Annotated in this window: 13 protein-coding genes; 8 read left to right on the top strand and 5 right to left on the bottom strand. The window is 71.9% G+C overall.

The genetic code is table 11. The features are described from left to right. Window positions 1-84: 84 nt before the first annotated feature. Complete coding sequence (locus tag ACWCQK_RS22935; RefSeq protein WP_451157826.1) at window positions 85-729, top strand: TetR/AcrR family transcriptional regulator; 645 nt, start codon at window positions 85-87, stop codon at window positions 727-729. Here ACWCQK_RS22935 and ACWCQK_RS22930 read toward each other — a convergent pair. From ACWCQK_RS22930 to ACWCQK_RS22915, 4 genes are all read right to left on the bottom strand, one after another. Beyond that, window positions 726-2,450 (bottom strand): dolichyl-phosphate-mannose--protein mannosyltransferase, encoded by a 1,725-nt coding sequence (locus ACWCQK_RS22930; protein ID WP_451157633.1) that lies wholly within the window; start codon window positions 2,448-2,450, stop codon window positions 726-728. The genes ACWCQK_RS22935 and ACWCQK_RS22930 overlap by 4 nt on opposite strands. Before the next feature lie 139 nt (window positions 2,451-2,589). After that, window positions 2,590-3,279 (bottom strand): M24 family metallopeptidase, encoded by a 690-nt coding sequence (locus tag ACWCQK_RS22925; RefSeq protein WP_451157631.1) that lies wholly within the window; start codon window positions 3,277-3,279, stop codon window positions 2,590-2,592. A gap of 189 nt (window positions 3,280-3,468) precedes the next feature. Continuing rightward, window positions 3,469-4,134, bottom strand: coding sequence for an SDR family NAD(P)-dependent oxidoreductase (locus ACWCQK_RS22920; RefSeq protein WP_451157629.1), 666 nt, complete (start codon window positions 4,132-4,134; stop codon window positions 3,469-3,471). Between the two features lie 143 nt (window positions 4,135-4,277). After that, a complete protein-coding gene (locus tag ACWCQK_RS22915; protein WP_451157627.1) occupies window positions 4,278-5,312 on the bottom strand; it encodes a zinc-dependent alcohol dehydrogenase family protein in 1,035 nt (344 codons plus the stop codon). Between the two features lie 822 nt (window positions 5,313-6,134). Between ACWCQK_RS22915 and ACWCQK_RS22910 the strand changes: the two genes are divergently transcribed. The 3 genes from ACWCQK_RS22910 to ligA all read left to right on the top strand — a co-directional run bounded on the left by ACWCQK_RS22910 (window position 6,135) and on the right by ligA (window position 11,127). After that, window positions 6,135-7,121 carry an aldo/keto reductase family protein gene (locus tag ACWCQK_RS22910; RefSeq protein WP_451157625.1) on the top strand — a complete coding sequence of 329 codons (987 nt, stop codon included), beginning with the start codon at window positions 6,135-6,137 and terminating at the stop codon, window positions 7,119-7,121. Between the two features lie 195 nt (window positions 7,122-7,316). Beyond that, the gene (locus ACWCQK_RS22905; RefSeq protein WP_451157623.1) at window positions 7,317-8,924 is read left to right on the top strand and encodes a multicopper oxidase family protein; all 1,608 of its coding nucleotides are present in this window, start codon (window positions 7,317-7,319) and stop codon (window positions 8,922-8,924) included. A 124-nt stretch (window positions 8,925-9,048) separates the two neighbouring features. Further along, complete coding sequence (gene ligA / locus ACWCQK_RS22900) at window positions 9,049-11,127, top strand: NAD-dependent DNA ligase LigA (protein ID WP_451157621.1); 2,079 nt, start codon at window positions 9,049-9,051, stop codon at window positions 11,125-11,127. A gap of 111 nt (window positions 11,128-11,238) precedes the next feature. On the opposite strand, the gene ACWCQK_RS22895 is transcribed toward ligA, so the two are convergent. Continuing rightward, window positions 11,239-11,442, bottom strand: coding sequence for a cold-shock protein (locus tag ACWCQK_RS22895; protein WP_059190954.1), 204 nt, complete (start codon window positions 11,440-11,442; stop codon window positions 11,239-11,241). Window positions 11,443-11,809: 367 nt separating this feature from the next. Between ACWCQK_RS22895 and ACWCQK_RS22890 the strand changes: the two genes are divergently transcribed. From ACWCQK_RS22890 to ACWCQK_RS22875, 4 genes are all read left to right on the top strand, one after another. Further along, window positions 11,810-12,439: a hypothetical protein gene (locus tag ACWCQK_RS22890; RefSeq protein WP_451157619.1), complete on the top strand. Its 630-nt coding sequence runs from the start codon at window positions 11,810-11,812 to the stop codon at window positions 12,437-12,439. Window positions 12,440-12,539: 100 nt separating this feature from the next. After that, on the top strand, window positions 12,540-12,782 hold the full coding sequence (locus ACWCQK_RS22885; protein WP_451157617.1) for a ferredoxin: 243 nt from the start codon (window positions 12,540-12,542) through the stop codon (window positions 12,780-12,782). Further along, a complete protein-coding gene (locus tag ACWCQK_RS22880) occupies window positions 12,772-14,166 on the top strand; it encodes an NAD(P)/FAD-dependent oxidoreductase (RefSeq protein ID WP_451157615.1) in 1,395 nt (464 codons plus the stop codon). The genes ACWCQK_RS22885 and ACWCQK_RS22880 overlap by 11 nt, the downstream gene beginning before the upstream one ends. Window positions 14,167-14,189: 23 nt before the next feature. Further along, window positions 14,190-15,431 (top strand): cytochrome P450, encoded by a 1,242-nt coding sequence (locus ACWCQK_RS22875; RefSeq protein WP_451157613.1) that lies wholly within the window; start codon window positions 14,190-14,192, stop codon window positions 15,429-15,431. Window positions 15,432-15,437 lie beyond the last annotated feature (6 nt).

Below are 15,437 nucleotides of genomic sequence, written 5' to 3'. Positions count from 1 at the left end.
CGGCCGTCACCGTACCGGCGGTGCGGACCGACCTCACCGCCTAAACTGGACCCGTACGTCCAGAATGGAGGTGGCGTCGTGCCGATCACCGACCGTCCCGGGTCACGGCTGACCCCCAAGGGGGAGGCGACCAGGCGTCGCATCGTCGAGGGCGCGGCGGCGGAGATCCGGGCCAGGGGTGCCGCCACCACCACACTGGACGACATCCGCGCGCGCACCGCGACCAGCAAGAGCCAGATCTTCCACTACTTCCCCGGTGGCAAGGAGGAACTGCTCTACGCGGTCGCGGCCCGCGAGGCCGGCCTGGTCCTCGCGGACCAGGAGCCGCACCTGAGCGATCTGAGCACCTGGGCCGCCTGGCAGGAGTGGCGCGACGCGGTCGTGCGACGGTACGAGCAGCAGGGTGTCAACTGTCCGCTGGGCGTGCTGATCACCGAACTGGGCCGCACCACCCCGGCGGCACAGGCGGTGACGGGCAGGCTGATCGACCAGTGGCAGACGGCCCTGCGGAGCGGGATCCGGCGCATGCAGGACAGCGGCGAGATCGACCCCCTGCTGGACGCCGACCGGACGGCGGCCGCGCTGATCGCCGCGGTGCAGGGCGGGGTGGCCATCCTGATGGCCACCGGCCGGATCACGCATCTCCAGGCGGCACTCGACACCTCACTGGAGTCGCTGCGCCCCGCCGCACGGAAAGCACCACGGCCCGATCCGGGTGGGAGTGCCTAGATCCAGGTGTCCAGCCACAGCCTGGACTGCCAGTCGGAGCGCGGGATCGTCGTGCCCGTGTAGAGCGGCAGGAAGTAGACGAAGTTCCAGATGATGAGCAGGACGAGGCCGCCCGCGGCCACCACGCCCCACATCCGGCGTCGTTCGTCCGCCCCCTGCGGCGCCGCGAACGCGCCCACCGCCATGGCCACGGCCAGGCAGACGTAGGGCACGAAGACGACGGCGTAGAAGGAGAAGATCGTCCGGTCCTGGTAGAAGAGCCACGGCAGCCAGCCGGCGGCCACCCCGCACAGGACGGCGCCCGCCCGCCAGTCCCGGCGCATCGCCCAGCGGAAGAGCAGGTAGGCGAGGGCGAGGCAGGCGGTCCACCACAGCAACGGCGTGCCCAGCGCGGTGACTTCCCGGGTGCAGCCGTCCACGGCGTGGCAGCCGTCCTGTCCGGATGCCGGGGACTGGAAGAAGAACAGCACCGGACGCCCGACGACGGGCCAGCTCCAGGGGTTGGACTGGTAGGAGTGCGGGGTGTGCAGTCCCACGTTGAACTGGTAGACCTGATGTTCGTAGTGCCACAGGCTGCGCAGCGGGGCCGGTATCCAGGACCAGGCGCCGCCGCGCGCGTCCGCCCAGTGCCGGCCGTAGCCGTCGTCCGAGCGGAACCATCCGGTCCAGGTCGCCAGGTACGTCACCAGCGCGACGGGCACGACCGACAGGACCGACCAGCCCAGGTCCTTGCGCAGCACGGACCGGTACGGGTGGTACGCCCCGGCCACGCGGCGGGCGCCGACGTCCCACAGCACCGTCATGATCATGAAGAAGGCGAGGAAGTACAGGCCGTTCCACTTGCTGGCCGCCGTCAGGCCGAGGAGCAGGCCCGCGGCCGGCCGCCAGGGCCGCAGACCCGTCCCGGCGCGGTCGCCGGTGCGGGCGTCGGGGCGGGCGAAGCCGTCGTCGGGAACCGGCAGCGCCCGTGCCAGCCGGGAGCGGGCCCCGTCGCGATCGATCAGCAGGCAGCCGAAGGCGGCCAGCGCGAAGAACATGACGACGGTGTCGAGCAGCGCGACCCGGCTCATCACGTAGTGCAGGCCGTCCACCGCCATCAGCGTGCCGGCCAGGCAGCCCAGCGCGGTCGACCGGAAGAGGCGCCGGCCGATACGGCACAGCATCAGCACCGACAGCGTCCCCAGAGCGGCCGTCGCGCAGCGCCAGCCGAACGGGCTCAGGCCGAACATCCACTCACCGGCCGCGATCACCCACTTGCCCATCGGCGGATGCGCGACGAACGATCCGACATCGGTCAGCGGGATCGTCTGGGGGTGCGCCAGGATCTGCGGGTCCGCGACCTTGCGGTCGGGCCAGGTGCCCTCGTAGCCGAGCCTGAGCAGGGACCAGGCGTCCTTGGCGTAGTACGTCTCGTCGAAGACCAGATCGCGGGGCTCTCCGAGACGCCAGAACCGGATCAGCCCCGCGAACACGGCGACCAGGACCGGGCCGACCCAGTCCATCGCCCTCGCGGCGCGGTACGCGGCCGCCGGAGGCAGGCGCATCGCCTCCCAGAACCAGGTTCGCGGTGCCGGGAACCGGGGGACGAGGCGGTCACGGATGTCGGTCCCGGGGCGCTCGACGTGGCCGAACGCGCGCAGCCGCGCGGCCCAGCCGCCGGACGCGGTCTTCGTCAGCACGGGGTCGCCGACACCGGCGTCGGTCCTGGTCTCACTGATCACCGCGTCATCGTACGGACGCGGTCAGCTCATCATTCAATAAACCTGCGGTCTTGTCGGCCGCCGCTCGGGCCGACGGGTCTCGCACCCCGCCCCGGCCGGGGTCGCGGCCGGGGTCTGAGGCGAGGTCCGAGTCGAGGTCTCAGCCGAGGTCGAGCAACTCCTCGTAGAAGCCGCCGAAGCCGCGCCCCGGGTCGGTGAGATGGATCTCCAGGATCCAGTGGCAGACGCGTCCGGCGCGGTCGGGGCGCCGCAGCGGGGTGTCGTTCCCGGGGGCGATGTACGACTCGATGTCGGCGCCGTCGATCTTCTCGTGCGGGAACTCGCCCACCGGGTGTCCGGCGTGCCAGCCGCCCAGTTCCCAACCGCGCTCGGCGGCCGACCGGGCCACTTCGGCGTGCAGTCGGGCCCCGGTGATGTCCGCGTCGGCCTCGAAGGCACGACGGCCGGCGGCGAAGATGACGGGCAGGTCGTCGCGCAGCCGGTGCTTGACGGGGTCGTCACCGAGGACGAAGGTGCGGCCGAAGTCGGCCTCCCACTCCTCGAAGATCGGGCCGAAGTCGGCGAAGGCGATGTCGTCCCCGCCGATGATCCGGTCCGGCGGGTTCTCCTTGTACGGGTGCAGGGTGTTGGGTCCGGAGCGCACGATCCGTTTGTGCCAGTGGCGGGTCGGACCGAACAGTTCGTTCGCCAGGTCACGGATCCTGTCGCTGACCGCCCGCTCCCCCTCGCCCGGCGCGACCAGGCCCCGCGACTCGACCTCGGCGAACAACTCGGCGGCCTTGGCCTGCGCGTCCATCAGGCGTGCGGCACGCGTGGTCTCGTTCGTCATGTCTGCTCCCTCGTGGACGGGCGTCGGATCGGGCCGTGCTGCGTGCCGAGCCGCCTACGGACACGGCCGGTTCCATGATGGCGTGGTGCGGGTGCGGCACGGACTCCGGATCGAGTACGCGGCGAGGACCGGCGGGCACCCGGGAGCGAGGAGGCCGCCACCCGTCAGCGCGCCTGTGCCGGCCGGGATTCAGGAGTCGAGGTCGTCGGCGAAGTGCCGGAACCCGTGCCGGTCCCGGTGCATGGCCCACAGCGCGTCCGCGAGCACGGCCGGGTCCTTGCGGTGGTGGCCGGAGATGATCGCACCCGGGATGATCAGCTGGCCGACGTGGATGCCGTCGGCGGCGAGCGTGTCGTGCAGCAGATGCCCGTACGCGCTCTCCGCGGCGAAGGCGATCGAGGTGCCGGCCCGGTCGGGATGCGGAACCGCCGCGGTACCGCCGTTGACGAACAGAATTGTGCCGCGGCCCAGGTCACGCATGCCGGGCAGGACCTGCTGCACGGCGGCGACCGGGCCGTAGACGGAGAACTCGACCGGTCCGAGCAGGTCTCTGTGGGTGGTCTCCAGGACGGGCCGCATGAAGTCCCCGTGCGGGACCGGGCTGTACTGGAGGACTTCGATCGGGCCGAGGGTGGCGGTCGCGGCGTCCAGGGCCGCGGCGAGACCCTCGGGAGCCCGTACGTCCGCCGCGAAGCCCCGCACGGTGACGCCCTGGCCGGACACCTCGGCGACCAGGGCGTCGAGGCGGGCCCGGTCACGGGCGACGAGGGCGATGTCGTACCCCTCACGGCCGAAGCGGCGCGCGGCGGCGGCTCCCAGGCCGGGGCCCGCTCCGATGATGGCGACGGTGGTCATGGCACGGTTCCTGTCGGTCAGGTGGTCCTACGACCGGTGCGTGGGCGGGGCGTCGGACACACGGAAGGGTTCCGTGTGTCCGAGACTAGAAGCCTCCGGGGCTCCAGCGGTACGGCGGCCACGCACTGTTCGCACCGTTGTGGTCAGGGCTTGACCAGGACCTTCAGGGCGGTGCGGTCGGCCATGGCGCGGTAGCCGTCGGGGACCTCGTCGAGGCCGACGGTGCGGTCGAACACCCGGCCGGGTTCGACACGGCCCTCCAGGACGTCGGGCAGGAGTTCCTCGATGTAGGCGCGGGCCGGGGCGACACCGCCGGTGAGGGTGAGGTTGCGCAGGAACTCCTGGAAGCCGAACGGCACCTGCTCGTACTGCGGCGCCCCCACCCGGCTGATCGCGCCGCCCGCGCGGACGACACCCAGCGCCATCTCGAAGGCCGGCAGGGTGCCGACGCACTCCAGGACGGTGTGCGTGCCGTCCCCGCCGGTCAGTTCGCGCAGCCGCTCGACGCCCTCCTCGCCCCGCTCGGACACGACGTCCGTGGCCCCGAAGTCGCGGCCGAGGTCGGTGCGGCCCTGGTGCCGGCCCATCAGGACGATGCGTTCCGCGCCGAGCCGCCTGGCCGCCAGTACGGCGGAGAGGCCGACGGCGCCGTCGCCGATCACCGTCACGGTCGTCCGGGGGGTGACCCCGGCCGTCACGGCACAGTGGTGGCCGGTGCAGAACACGTCCGACAGGGTCAGCAGCGAGGGCAGCAGGGCCGAGTCCTCGGCCACCGGCAGTTTCACCAGCGTGCCCTGCGCCTGCGGCACCCGTACGATCTCGCCCTGGCCGCCGTCGACACCCTCCGCCGCCCAGAACCCGCCGTGCCGGCAGGAGGTCTGGAGGCCTTCCCGGCAGAAGTCGCAGGTGTTGTCCGCGTACATGAACGGCGCCAGCACCAGGTCACCGGTCTTCAGTCCGGACACGTCCGCGCCGGTCTCCTCGACGACACCGAGGAACTCGTGGCCGATGCGGTCGCCGTGCTCGGTCGTCGGCCGGGAGCCGTACGGCCACAGGTCGCTGCCGCAGATGCAGGAGCGCACCACCCGGACGATCGCGTCGGTGGCGTGCTGGATCCGGGGGTCGGGCACCTCCTCCACGCGGACGTCGCCGGCGCCGTAGATCAGTGTTGCGCGCATGGGATTCTCCCTGTCGGGTCGTACGGGCCGTGGTGTGCGGCGGACGAGTCCGACGCCCGGCGGCGCTGTTCGGGGCGCCCGGGGGCGCCGGTCCTGTTGTCGACCATGTGCCTGAGCCGGGTGTTCGCGCTCTCGGCGTTGGGCCGGCCGGCGTAGCACAGCGACGGTGGTCGGGGTCCGGGCGGGCTCACCGGCCAGGAAGCGTCCTCTGAAGCCAGTCGAAGACGACCTCGCAGTGCTGCTGCGGAGCCATCGGCGAGCAGTGCGACTGGGCTCCGGTCGCCGCCGTGAGTTTCACGTAGTCCTTGGGGCCGGTCAGCTCGTCGGCCAGCTGCCACGCCTGGCCCGGGTGGAACTGCTCGAACTCGTAGTCGAGAACCAGCGTCGGCGCCGTGATCGTCGAAGAGCGTCATCGCACCGGGGGTGGGACCGCCGGCCGGGGCGGAGGCCGACGGCGGGGTCGGGGCGCCGCGCGCCGACGACACGTCCACCGCCGTGCACCCGGCGGCCGGCAGGGCCCCGGCCGCACCGGCGGCCCCGGTGAGGGTGCTGCGCCTGCTGGGGTCTGACGCCTGATCGGGCGGTACGCGGTTCATGCCGACGGACCGTACGAGCAGGGCCGCCCCGGGCCGCCGCGCGACCCACGCCGTTCGCCCGGACAGCCCGCCCGGGTCCCTCCGGCGCGAAACCCCGCGCGGGCGGCCGCGCGTGGGCCAGGCCGGCCGAACGCCTGAGGACCGGGGCCGTGCCGCCGTTGCGGGACCGGGTGGCGGCGGCCGGGTCCCCCGGGGTGCCGGCCGGGTCCGCGAGTAGGGTCGCGCCATGGAGTTCCGCAACCTCGGCCGCAGCGGTCTGATGATCAGTGAGATCGCCTACGGCAACTGGCTCACCCACGGTTCCCAGGTCGAGGAGGAGGCCGCGCTCGCCTGCGTGCGCACCGCCCTCGACGCGGGGATCACCACCTACGACACCGCCGACGTCTACGCGCAGACCCGGGCCGAGGCCGTCCTCGGCCGGGCGCTGAAGGACGAACGCCGGGAGGGCCTGGAGATCTTCACCAAGGTCTTCTTCCCGACCGGTCCCGGCCCCAACGACCGGGGGCTGGGCCGGAAGCACATCATGGAGTCCATCGACAACTCGCTGCGCCGGCTCCGGACCGACTACGTCGACCTGTACCAGGCGCACCGCTACGACGTCTCCGTCCCGCTGGAGGAGACCATGGAGGCGTTCGCCGACGTGGTCCGCTCCGGCAAGGCCCTGTACATCGGCGTGTCCGAGTGGACGCCCGACCAGATCCGCGAGGGTCACGCACTGGCCCGGGAACTGCGCGTCCCGCTGGTCTCCAACCAGCCGCAGTACTCGATGCTGTGGCGCGTGATCGAGGACGAGGTCGTGCCGGCCTGCGAGGAGGTGGGCCTCGGGCAGATCGTCTGGTCGCCCATCGCGCAGGGCGTCCTCACCGGCAAGTACGCGCCCGGTGCCCCGCTGCCGGCGGGCACCCGCGCCACGGACGAGAAGGGCGGCGCGACCTTCGTCGGCCGGTGGCTCCAGGACGAGGTGCTGGAGCGGGTCCAGCGGCTGAAGCCGCTCGCCGAGCAGGCCGGGCTGTCCCTGGCCCAGCTGGCCGTGGCCTGGGTCCTGCAGAACTCCAACGTCTCCGCCGCCATCATCGGCGCCTCCCGGCCCGAACAGGTCACGGAGAACGTCAAGGCGGCGGGGGTCAAGCTGGACGCCGGTCTCCTGGAGGCCATCGACGTGATCCTCGACCCCGTGGTGGAGCGCGATCCCGCCATGGTGGCCCGCGCCTGACGGCCCGGGATACGCACGCGAGGGGGGCCGCTCCGACCGGGAGCGGCCCCCCTCGCGTCACCGCTCCGGGACCCGGTGAGCGGTGCCTCCGGCACGGTCCCGGCTCCGCTCTCGTGACGAGACCGGCACGCGAATCACCGGACGCGCCGTTCCCGGTTCTCGCAGAATTAGCCACAGAACGTGTGTTATACGTTCATGCACACATATACGCGGCGCGCGTTGCTCGGTGCCTCGGTCGCAGCGGTCAGTTCTGGAGTCCTGGCCGGCTGTTCCGGGTCCGACTCATCCTCGGGATCCGTACCCTTCGCGGGATTCGGCCCGGGCCACAGCAGTTTCGTCCCCAAGGGACCCAAGGGCTACGTCAACCCGTCCGGGCCCGAGGTCGTCGCCGTCGAGAAGAAGCGCGGGGTCGGGCCCGTCCGCGAGTACCGGCTCACCGCCACCGAGACATCCCTGGACCTCGGCGGCCGGACCGTCAGATCCTGGGCGTACGGCGACTCGCTGCCGGGCAAGGAGATCCGGGTCACGGCGGGGGACATCCTCTCCCTCAACCTCGCCAACCACCTGTCCGAGTCGACGACACTGCACTCGCACGGTGTGCGCATGCGCTGCGACATGGACGGCGTGCCCAACCTGACCCAGACCTCCATCGACCCTGGCTCGGACTTCACCTACCGCTTCGCCGTCTCCCACCCCGGCACGTACTGGGTCCACTCGCACTCGGGCATGCAACTCGACCGCGGCCTGTACGCCCCCTTCATCGTGGACGACCCCAGGGAGCCGCTGTCCTACGACAAGGAATGGGTCGTCATGCTCGACGACTGGGTGGACGGCGTGGACGGCTCCACCCCCGACGGCGTGCTCTCACAGCTGCGGGGCGGCAAGGGCTCGGCGATGGACATGGACATGGGCATGGGCGGCAGTCCCAAGGACAGCCACGCCGCTCACACCAAGCCCGTGGGCCCCTCCCGTCTCCTGCACGGCTCCCGCAGCGAGGTGCTGCGCAGCGAGGGCGGCAGCATCGCGTACCCGTACTACCTCATCAACGGCCGCCGCCCGCAGGCGCCCACGGTGTTCCGGGCCCGCGCCAAGGACCGCATCCGGCTGCGGATCATCAACGCCAGCGGCGACACGGCCTACCGGGTGGCGCTGGGCGGTCACGAGATGACGGTGACCCACACCGACGGCTACCCCGTGGAGCACAAGAAGACGGACGCGCTGGTGGTGGGGATGGCCGAGCGGTACGACGTGCTCGTCACCGCCAAGGACGGGATGTTCCCGCTGGTCGCGGTGGCCGAGGGCAAGAACGCCAGGGCGCTGGCGGTCCTGCGCACCGACCAGGGCAAGACCCTGCCCTCCCCCTCGGTCCATCCCGCGGAGCTGAACCGGCAGATCGTGCCGGCCAGGCGCCTGCGGGCACAGGAAGGGGTGGCCCTGTCCGACCGCAAGCCGGACCGCGAGATCCGCATCAGGCTGACCGGCACCATGAAGAACTTCGACTGGGCCTTCGACCACCAGCCCTACTCCCTGGAACACCGTCATCCCATCCGCCAGGGGGAACGGGTCCGGCTGACGCTCATCAACGCCACCAGCATGTGGCACCCGCTGCATGTGCACGGCCACACCTTCGCCATGACCGGCCTCAACGCGGCCGGCGCCCGCAAGGACACCGCCTACGTGCTGCCGCACAACAAACTGGTGGTGGACTTCGACGCCGACAACCCGGGGCTGTGGATGCTCCACTGCCACAACCAGTACCACTCCGAGTCCGGCATGATGACCGTCCTCGGTTACCGCACCTGACCCGCCGACGCCGCGCGTAGGGGCCGGGGCGCACAGCGCGCCGACCCCTCGGGGGACCTGCGCCGCGACGGGCCCGGCCGAGCGCCGGAGCCCGTTGTCAGTGGGGCGCGGCAAGATGCGGGTCATGACGACAGCTGTAGCAGTGATCACGGATGCCGCCGGCTACGCCCGGGCGGTCGAAGAGGCCGTGGAGGCCGCGGCCGCCTACTACGCGGGCGGCACCTCCTCGTTGGACGACGACGCCTACGACCGGCTGGTGCGCGGGATCGCCGCGTGGGAGGCCGGGCATCCCGGTCAGGTGCTGCCCGACTCTCCGACGGGGAAGGTCGCGGGCGGCGCGGCCGAGGGCGACGTCCCGCACACCGTGGCGATGCTCAGCCTGGACAACGTGTTCTCCGCCGAGGAGTTCACCGCCTGGGCGGCGTCCCTGGGCCGGCGCCTCGGCCACGAGGTCACCCGCTTCGGTGTGGAGCCGAAGCTCGACGGTCTGGCCATCGCCGCCCGGTACACCGCCGGGCGACTCACCCGGCTGATCACCCGCGGGGACGGGACGGCCGGCGAGGACGTATCGCACGCGATCGGCACCATCGAGGGCCTGCCGGACACGCTGTCCGAGCCGGTCACGGTCGAGGTGCGCGGCGAAGTCCTGATGACGGTGTCCCAGTTCGAGCACGCCAACGAGGTGCGTACGGCGCACGGCGGGCAGCCGTTCGCCAACCCCCGCAACGCGGCGGCGGGCACGCTGCGCGCGAAGGAGCGCGCCTACACCGTGCCGATGACGTTCTTCGGCTACGGCCTGCTCGCCCGGCCCGACACCGACGCCGTGCTCGCCGGACAGCTGGCCGAGCTGGCGCACAGCGAACTCATGGCGCGCACGGCGGTGCTGGGGATCCGCACGACCGCCGCGACCCCGGTGCCCGGCGTGGTCGCCGAGAGCGCCGAGCGGGTGCTGGCCCGGGTGAAGGAGATCGCCGCGCTCCGCGCCGAGCTGCCGTTCGGCATCGACGGGATCGTCGTCAAGGCCGATCTGGCCGCCGACCAGCTGGCCGCCGGATCCGGTTCGCGGGCCCCGCGGTGGGCGATCGCCTACAAGCTGCCGGCCGTGGAGAAGATCACCCGGCTGCTGGAGGTGGAGTGGAACGTCGGCCGGACCGGCGTCATCGCCCCGCGGGGCGTGCTGGAACCGGTGCAGATCGAGGGATCCACCATCACCTACGCCACCCTGCACAACCCCGCCGACATCACGCGCCGCGACCTGCGGCTGGGCGACCATGTCATGGTCCACCGCGCGGGTGACGTCATCCCCCGCATCGAAGCCCCGGTGGCCCATCTGCGCACCGGCGAGGAACAGCCGATCGTGTTCCCCGAGGTGTGCCCGCGCTGCGGTTCCGCCATCGACACCAGCCAGGAACGCTGGCGCTGCGAGCAGGGCCGCAACTGTCACCTGGTGGCGTCGCTCTCCTACGCCGCCGGCCGCGACCAGCTCGACATCGAAGGTCTGGGCGCCACCCGGGTCGTGCAGCTCGTGGACGCGGGCCTGGTCACCGACCTCGCCGAGCTGTTCGTCCTCACCCGCGAGCAACTGCTCGGGCTGGAGCGGATGGGTGAGACCAGTACCGACAACCTGCTCGCCGCGATCGCCGTCGCCAAGGGCCGGCCGCTGTCGCGGGTGTTGTGCGCGCTCGGCATACGGGGGACGGGCCGCTCCATGTCACGGCGGATCGCCCGGCACTTCGCCACCATGGACGCCATCAGAGCAGCCGACGCGGGCGGGATGCAGCAGGTCGACGGCATCGGTACGGAGAAGGCCCCCTCGATCGTCGCCGAGCTGGCCGAACTCGCGCCGCTCATCGACAGACTCGTCGCGGCCGGGGTGAACATGGTCGAACCGGGCGCCACTCCCGCGCCGGCCGCCGACACCGCGGACGGTGCGGCCGAGGCATCACACGAGGGACCGCTCGCGGGGATGACGGTGGTGGTCACCGGCGCGATGACGGGTCCGCTGGAAAAGCTCAGCCGCAATCAGGTGAACGAGCTCATCGAGCGCGCGGGCGGCCGTTCCTCCTCCAGCGTCTCGAAGAAGACCGCCCTGGTGGTGGCCGGAGAGGGTGCGGGGTCCAAGCGGGCCAAGGCCGAAAGCCTCGGCGTCCGGCTGTCCACCCCGGACGAATTCGCCGCCCTGGTCGCCGACTTCCTCGGCTGACCCGGGTACGGCAGTCGGTGCCGCCCGGCCGGCTGCCCGGCACCGCGGCACATCCGTACGGTGGCCGCGCGAGCAGTGCCGCGCGGCCACCGTACGGGTGATGTCACCAGATCAGGCGGGGGTGATGTTCTCCGCCTGCGGGCCCTTCTGGCCCTGGGTGATGTCGAAGGTCACCGCCTGGCCTTCCTGGAGCTCGCGGAAACCGCTGGCGTTGATGTTGGAGTAGTGCGCGAAGACGTCGGGGCCGCCCCCGTCCTGCGCGATGAAGCCGAAGCCCTTTTCGGAGTTGAACCACTTGACGGTTCCGCTGGCCATGCCGGTGCCTCTCACTCGATGACGGGTCCGCACCGCGCGGACCCGGAGGTGGTCGTCCTGGTCCTCGGGCACTGCACAGCAAAGCGCCCGCACGACAGTGCGGGCGCGTACGGCGAACCACGACATCTGTCGACGACGCTACACGGCGAATGCGCCTGTCACCAGTGGGTAAGCCCCTTCGGGTGCAACGGCGTTGCGCGGGGGTGCGCCGTCGCGTCCCGAAGCCCCGCTCCGGGGGCGTGCGCCGGGCCCTTCGCGGGCCCTCCCGGACCCGCTCCGTCACCCTCGCGGGTGTCCCCGGTGGCGCGGTCGCACCGAGCCCTGCTTGCTGGACCAGGAGAGGGAACCGAGGAGAAAGCGAGCGTCCATGGAGCCGGAGAACGCGCGGCTGCGGACGCCACGGGCCGCCGGTGTGGCGGGGACCGTCTTCGCGGTGCTGCTCGCGGCGGCGATCGTGCTGGTGCGCATCGCGATCCCCTCGGACGACCCCGCCGCCGCTCCCGTCGCCCCGGACATGCGGTGGGCGGTGCGGACGGCCCTGGAGATCATCCCGTTCGCCGGCATCTTCTTCCTGTGGTTCATGGGCGCCGTGCGCGCCCAGGTCGGCGACGCCGAGGACAAATTCGTCGCCACCGTGTTCCTCGGCAGCGGACTGGTCTTCGTCGCCACCATGTTCGCCGCCGGCGCCGCGGCGGGCACCGTGCTCCACGAGGGCCCCTCCACCTTCGGCCGCCACTTCTCGTACACGCTGATGACGACGTACGCGCTGCGGATGGCGGCCGTGTTCGTCTTCACCACCTCGACCATCGGGCACCGACTGCGGCTGTTCCCGCGCCCGCTGAGCATGCTGGGGTTCGTGGTGGGGCTGATCCTGCTGATCGTGGGGTCCGGTGTGCCCTGGTCGGAGCTGGTCTTCCCGTTCTGGGCCCTGGTCGTCAGCGTCCACCTGCTGCGGCTCGGTCTGCGCGACCCGTCCCGTGTCGCGCACCCGGCCTGACGCCGTCAGCCCGTCGGACGCCTCGACGAGCGGCTGAGCGCTTGCTGACCCATGCTGTGGGGGTGGGGGCGAGCACGGGCCACGGAAGGGCGGATCCTCGGTGAGACTTGTCGTCGATCTCAACCGCTGCCAGGGATACGCGCAGTGCGCGTTCCTCGCTCCCGACGTCTTCGCCATGCACGGCGAGGAGTCGTTGCTCTACGACCCGCAGGCCGAGGAGGCGCGGCGCGCGGAGGTTCAGCGAGCCGTCGCCGCCTGCCCCGTCCAGGCCATCCTCGTGGAAGGTCTGGACGGCGCGGCCGGCACTCCCGTACCTGTTCAGGAGGCGACCGGTGGGCGCTGACGGATACCTGGAGCGGCTCAAGCGCGAAGGGCGCATCGTCGTGGTCGGCGCCTCGCTGGCGGGGCTGCGGGCCGCGGAGACGCTGCGCGAGAAGGGCTTCACCGGCTCGCTCACGATGGTCGGCGACGAACCGTACGAGCCGTACGACCGGCCGCCGCTGTCCAAGCAGGTCCTGCTCGGCCGGGCGACGGCCGACCACACCGCTCTCCCCCGGCGCCGGGCGATCGACGCCGAGTGGCGCCTCGGGGTCCCGGCCACCGGCCTCGACATGTCGGCCAAGCGGGTCCGGCTGGCCGACGGCGAAGAGGTGGAGTACGACCGGCTGCTCATCGCCACCGGTGTCCGGGCCAGGCCCTGGCCGCAGGAGAGCGAGGCGGAACTCGACGGGGTGTTCGTCCTGCGTACCCGCGACGACGCCGTCGCGCTGGAGCGCGCGCTCGCCCAGGGCCCGCGTCGCGTGCTCGTCATCGGCGCCGGGTTCACCGGTTCCGAGATCGCCTCCGCCTGCCGGGAACGCGGGATCGCGGTCACCGTGGCCGAGCGGGGCGCCGCGCCGCTGGTCGGCGCGCTCGGCGGGGTCGTCGGTGCGGTCGCGGCCGAGATGCAGCGCGAGCACGGCGTGGATCTGCGCTGCGGCATCATGGTGACCGCTCTGGAGGGCGACTCCTCGGGACACGTACGGGCCGCGCAGCTCTCCGACGGCACCGCCGTCGAGGCGGACGTGGTGGTCGTGTCGCTGGGCGCCATGCGCAACACCGAGTGGCTCCTCGGTTCCGGACTCGGCGCGGGCCCGCGGGGCATCGCCTGTGACGCCGGCTGCCGGGCCTTCGACGTCCGCGGCATCGTGACCGACGACGTCTACGTGGCCGGCGATGTCGCGCGGTCGCCGCACGCGCTGTTCGGCTACCAGTTCCTGTCCCTGGAGCACTGGGGAAACGCCGTCGCCCAGGCCGACACCGCGGCGCACAACATGCTGAGCGAGAGCGTCGACCGCCGCCCCCACCTGTGGGTGCCCGCCTTCTGGTCCTCCCAGTTCGGCGTGAACATCAAGTCGGTCGGGGTGCCGCCGTTGGGGACGGAGATCCTCATCGCGCAGGGCTCCCGGACCGAACGCCGGTTCACCGGTGTGTACGGCTACCAGGGGCGCGTGATCGGCGCCGTCACCTTCGACCAGTCGAGGTGGCTGCAGTTCTACGAGCAGCTCATCGAGACCACGGCCCCCTTCCCGCCGCCCTTCCCCACCGTGGACCGCCGCCCGGAGGGGGATCGCCCGCTGCCGGCGGACTTCCCCGACCCGTCAGTGCCCACACACGGCCCGACCGTCTCCCTGACCGGATACTCGCCCGCCGACCGGCAGTTGACGTTCACCCCCGCCCGGCACTGATCCGACGCCCACGAGGACGCCTCATGACGCCAGCCATCCTGCGGCAGATCATCGACTACGACCATCGCGCCGACCCGTACCCGCTGTACGCGGAGCTCCGTAAGACGCCGGTGTACCACGAGGAGGACGGCCCGTTCGTCGTCAGCGGGTACTACGACATCCAGAGTCTCCTGCACGATCCGCGGGTCAGCTCGGACGCCCGCAACCTGAGGTCGACGGCGGGCGACCCGCTGGCCGCCGAGGCGGACGAGGAGGCGGCCCTGCCGCCGAGCTTCCTGCGGCTCGATCCCCCGGAGCACGACCGGCTGCGGCGGATGACGAACCGTTCGTTCGGACCGCCGCACACCCCACGGCACGTCTACGAGATGCACGGCGAACTGTCCGACATCGTCACCGAGCTCATCGCCGGTATCGAGAGCACGGAACGGATCGACCTGGTCGACCAGTTCTCCTACCCGTTCCCGGTGACCGTGATCTGCCGTCTGCTGGGCGTGCCGCGCGAGGACGAGGCGCGCTTCCACGTCTGGGCGGACATCATCGCCGCCAGCCTGGACCCCGACCCCTCCCCGGCCGCCGACTCCGCCGAGCGTGTCAAGGTCGCGCACAACGCCCGTACGGAACTGGGCATGTATCTGGCCGGGCTCATCGAGGAGCGCCGCAAGAAGCCCGGCGAGGACATGCTCTCGCTGCTGGCGACCTCGCCCGGACCGGACGGATCCATGACGACCATGGAGGTCCTGAGCACGTCGGTCCTGCTGCTGATCGCGGGTCACGAGACGACGGTCAACCTCATCACCAACGGCATGCTGACCCTGCTGCGCAACCCCGACATCCTGCGCCGGCTGCGCGAGGACGCGACGCTGGCCGTCCCCATCGTCGAGGAACTGCTCCGCTTCGAGCCGCCCGTGCAGCTGTTGCCGCAGCGCACCACCCTCGCCGACATCGAGGTCCGCGGCGTCACCATTCCCAAGGGCTCATCGCTGTGGCTGGTGCTGGCGGCGGGAAACCGCGACCCCGAGCGCTTCGATCATCCGGACCGCTTCGACCCGGACCGCGGCGACATCCAGCACCTGGGCTTCGGCAGCGGAATCCACAGTTGCTTCGGCGCGCCGCTGGCCCGGCTGGAGGCACAGCTCGCGCTGAGCGAGCTGGCCCGCAGACTGGAGAACCCGCGACTGCTGGAGGACCCGCCGCCGTACCGGCAGAACGCGGTCCTGCGTGGCCCGCGCCATCTGCCGATCGCCTGCGACGCCATCCTCCCGTAGCGGGCC

Source organism: Streptomyces sp. NPDC002306 (assembly GCF_053593435.1).
This window is presented reverse-complemented; position numbering and strand designations above follow the sequence as displayed.

Bases quoted from the DNA above. Each gene is read 5' to 3' on its own strand.
- ACWCQK_RS22925 (WP_451157631.1), bottom strand. From the start codon at position 3,279: ATGACGAACGAGACCACGCGTGCCGCACGCCTGATGGACGCGCAGGCC.
- ACWCQK_RS22920 (WP_451157629.1), bottom strand. From the start codon at position 4,134: ATGACCACCGTCGCCATCATCGGAGCGGGCCCCGGCCTGGGAGCCGCC.
- ACWCQK_RS22915 (WP_451157627.1), bottom strand. From the start codon at position 5,312: ATGCGCGCAACACTGATCTACGGCGCCGGCGACGTCCGCGTGGAGGAG.
- ACWCQK_RS22910 (WP_451157625.1), top strand. From the start codon at position 6,135: ATGGAGTTCCGCAACCTCGGCCGCAGCGGTCTGATGATCAGTGAGATC.
- ACWCQK_RS22905 (WP_451157623.1), top strand. From the start codon at position 7,317: ATGCACACATATACGCGGCGCGCGTTGCTCGGTGCCTCGGTCGCAGCG.
- ligA (WP_451157621.1), top strand. From the start codon at position 9,049: ATGACGACAGCTGTAGCAGTGATCACGGATGCCGCCGGCTACGCCCGG.
- ACWCQK_RS22895 (WP_059190954.1), bottom strand. From the start codon at position 11,442: ATGGCCAGCGGAACCGTCAAGTGGTTCAACTCCGAAAAGGGCTTCGGC.
- ACWCQK_RS22890 (WP_451157619.1), top strand. From the start codon at position 11,810: ATGGAGCCGGAGAACGCGCGGCTGCGGACGCCACGGGCCGCCGGTGTG.
- ACWCQK_RS22875 (WP_451157613.1), top strand. From the start codon at position 14,190: ATGACGCCAGCCATCCTGCGGCAGATCATCGACTACGACCATCGCGCC.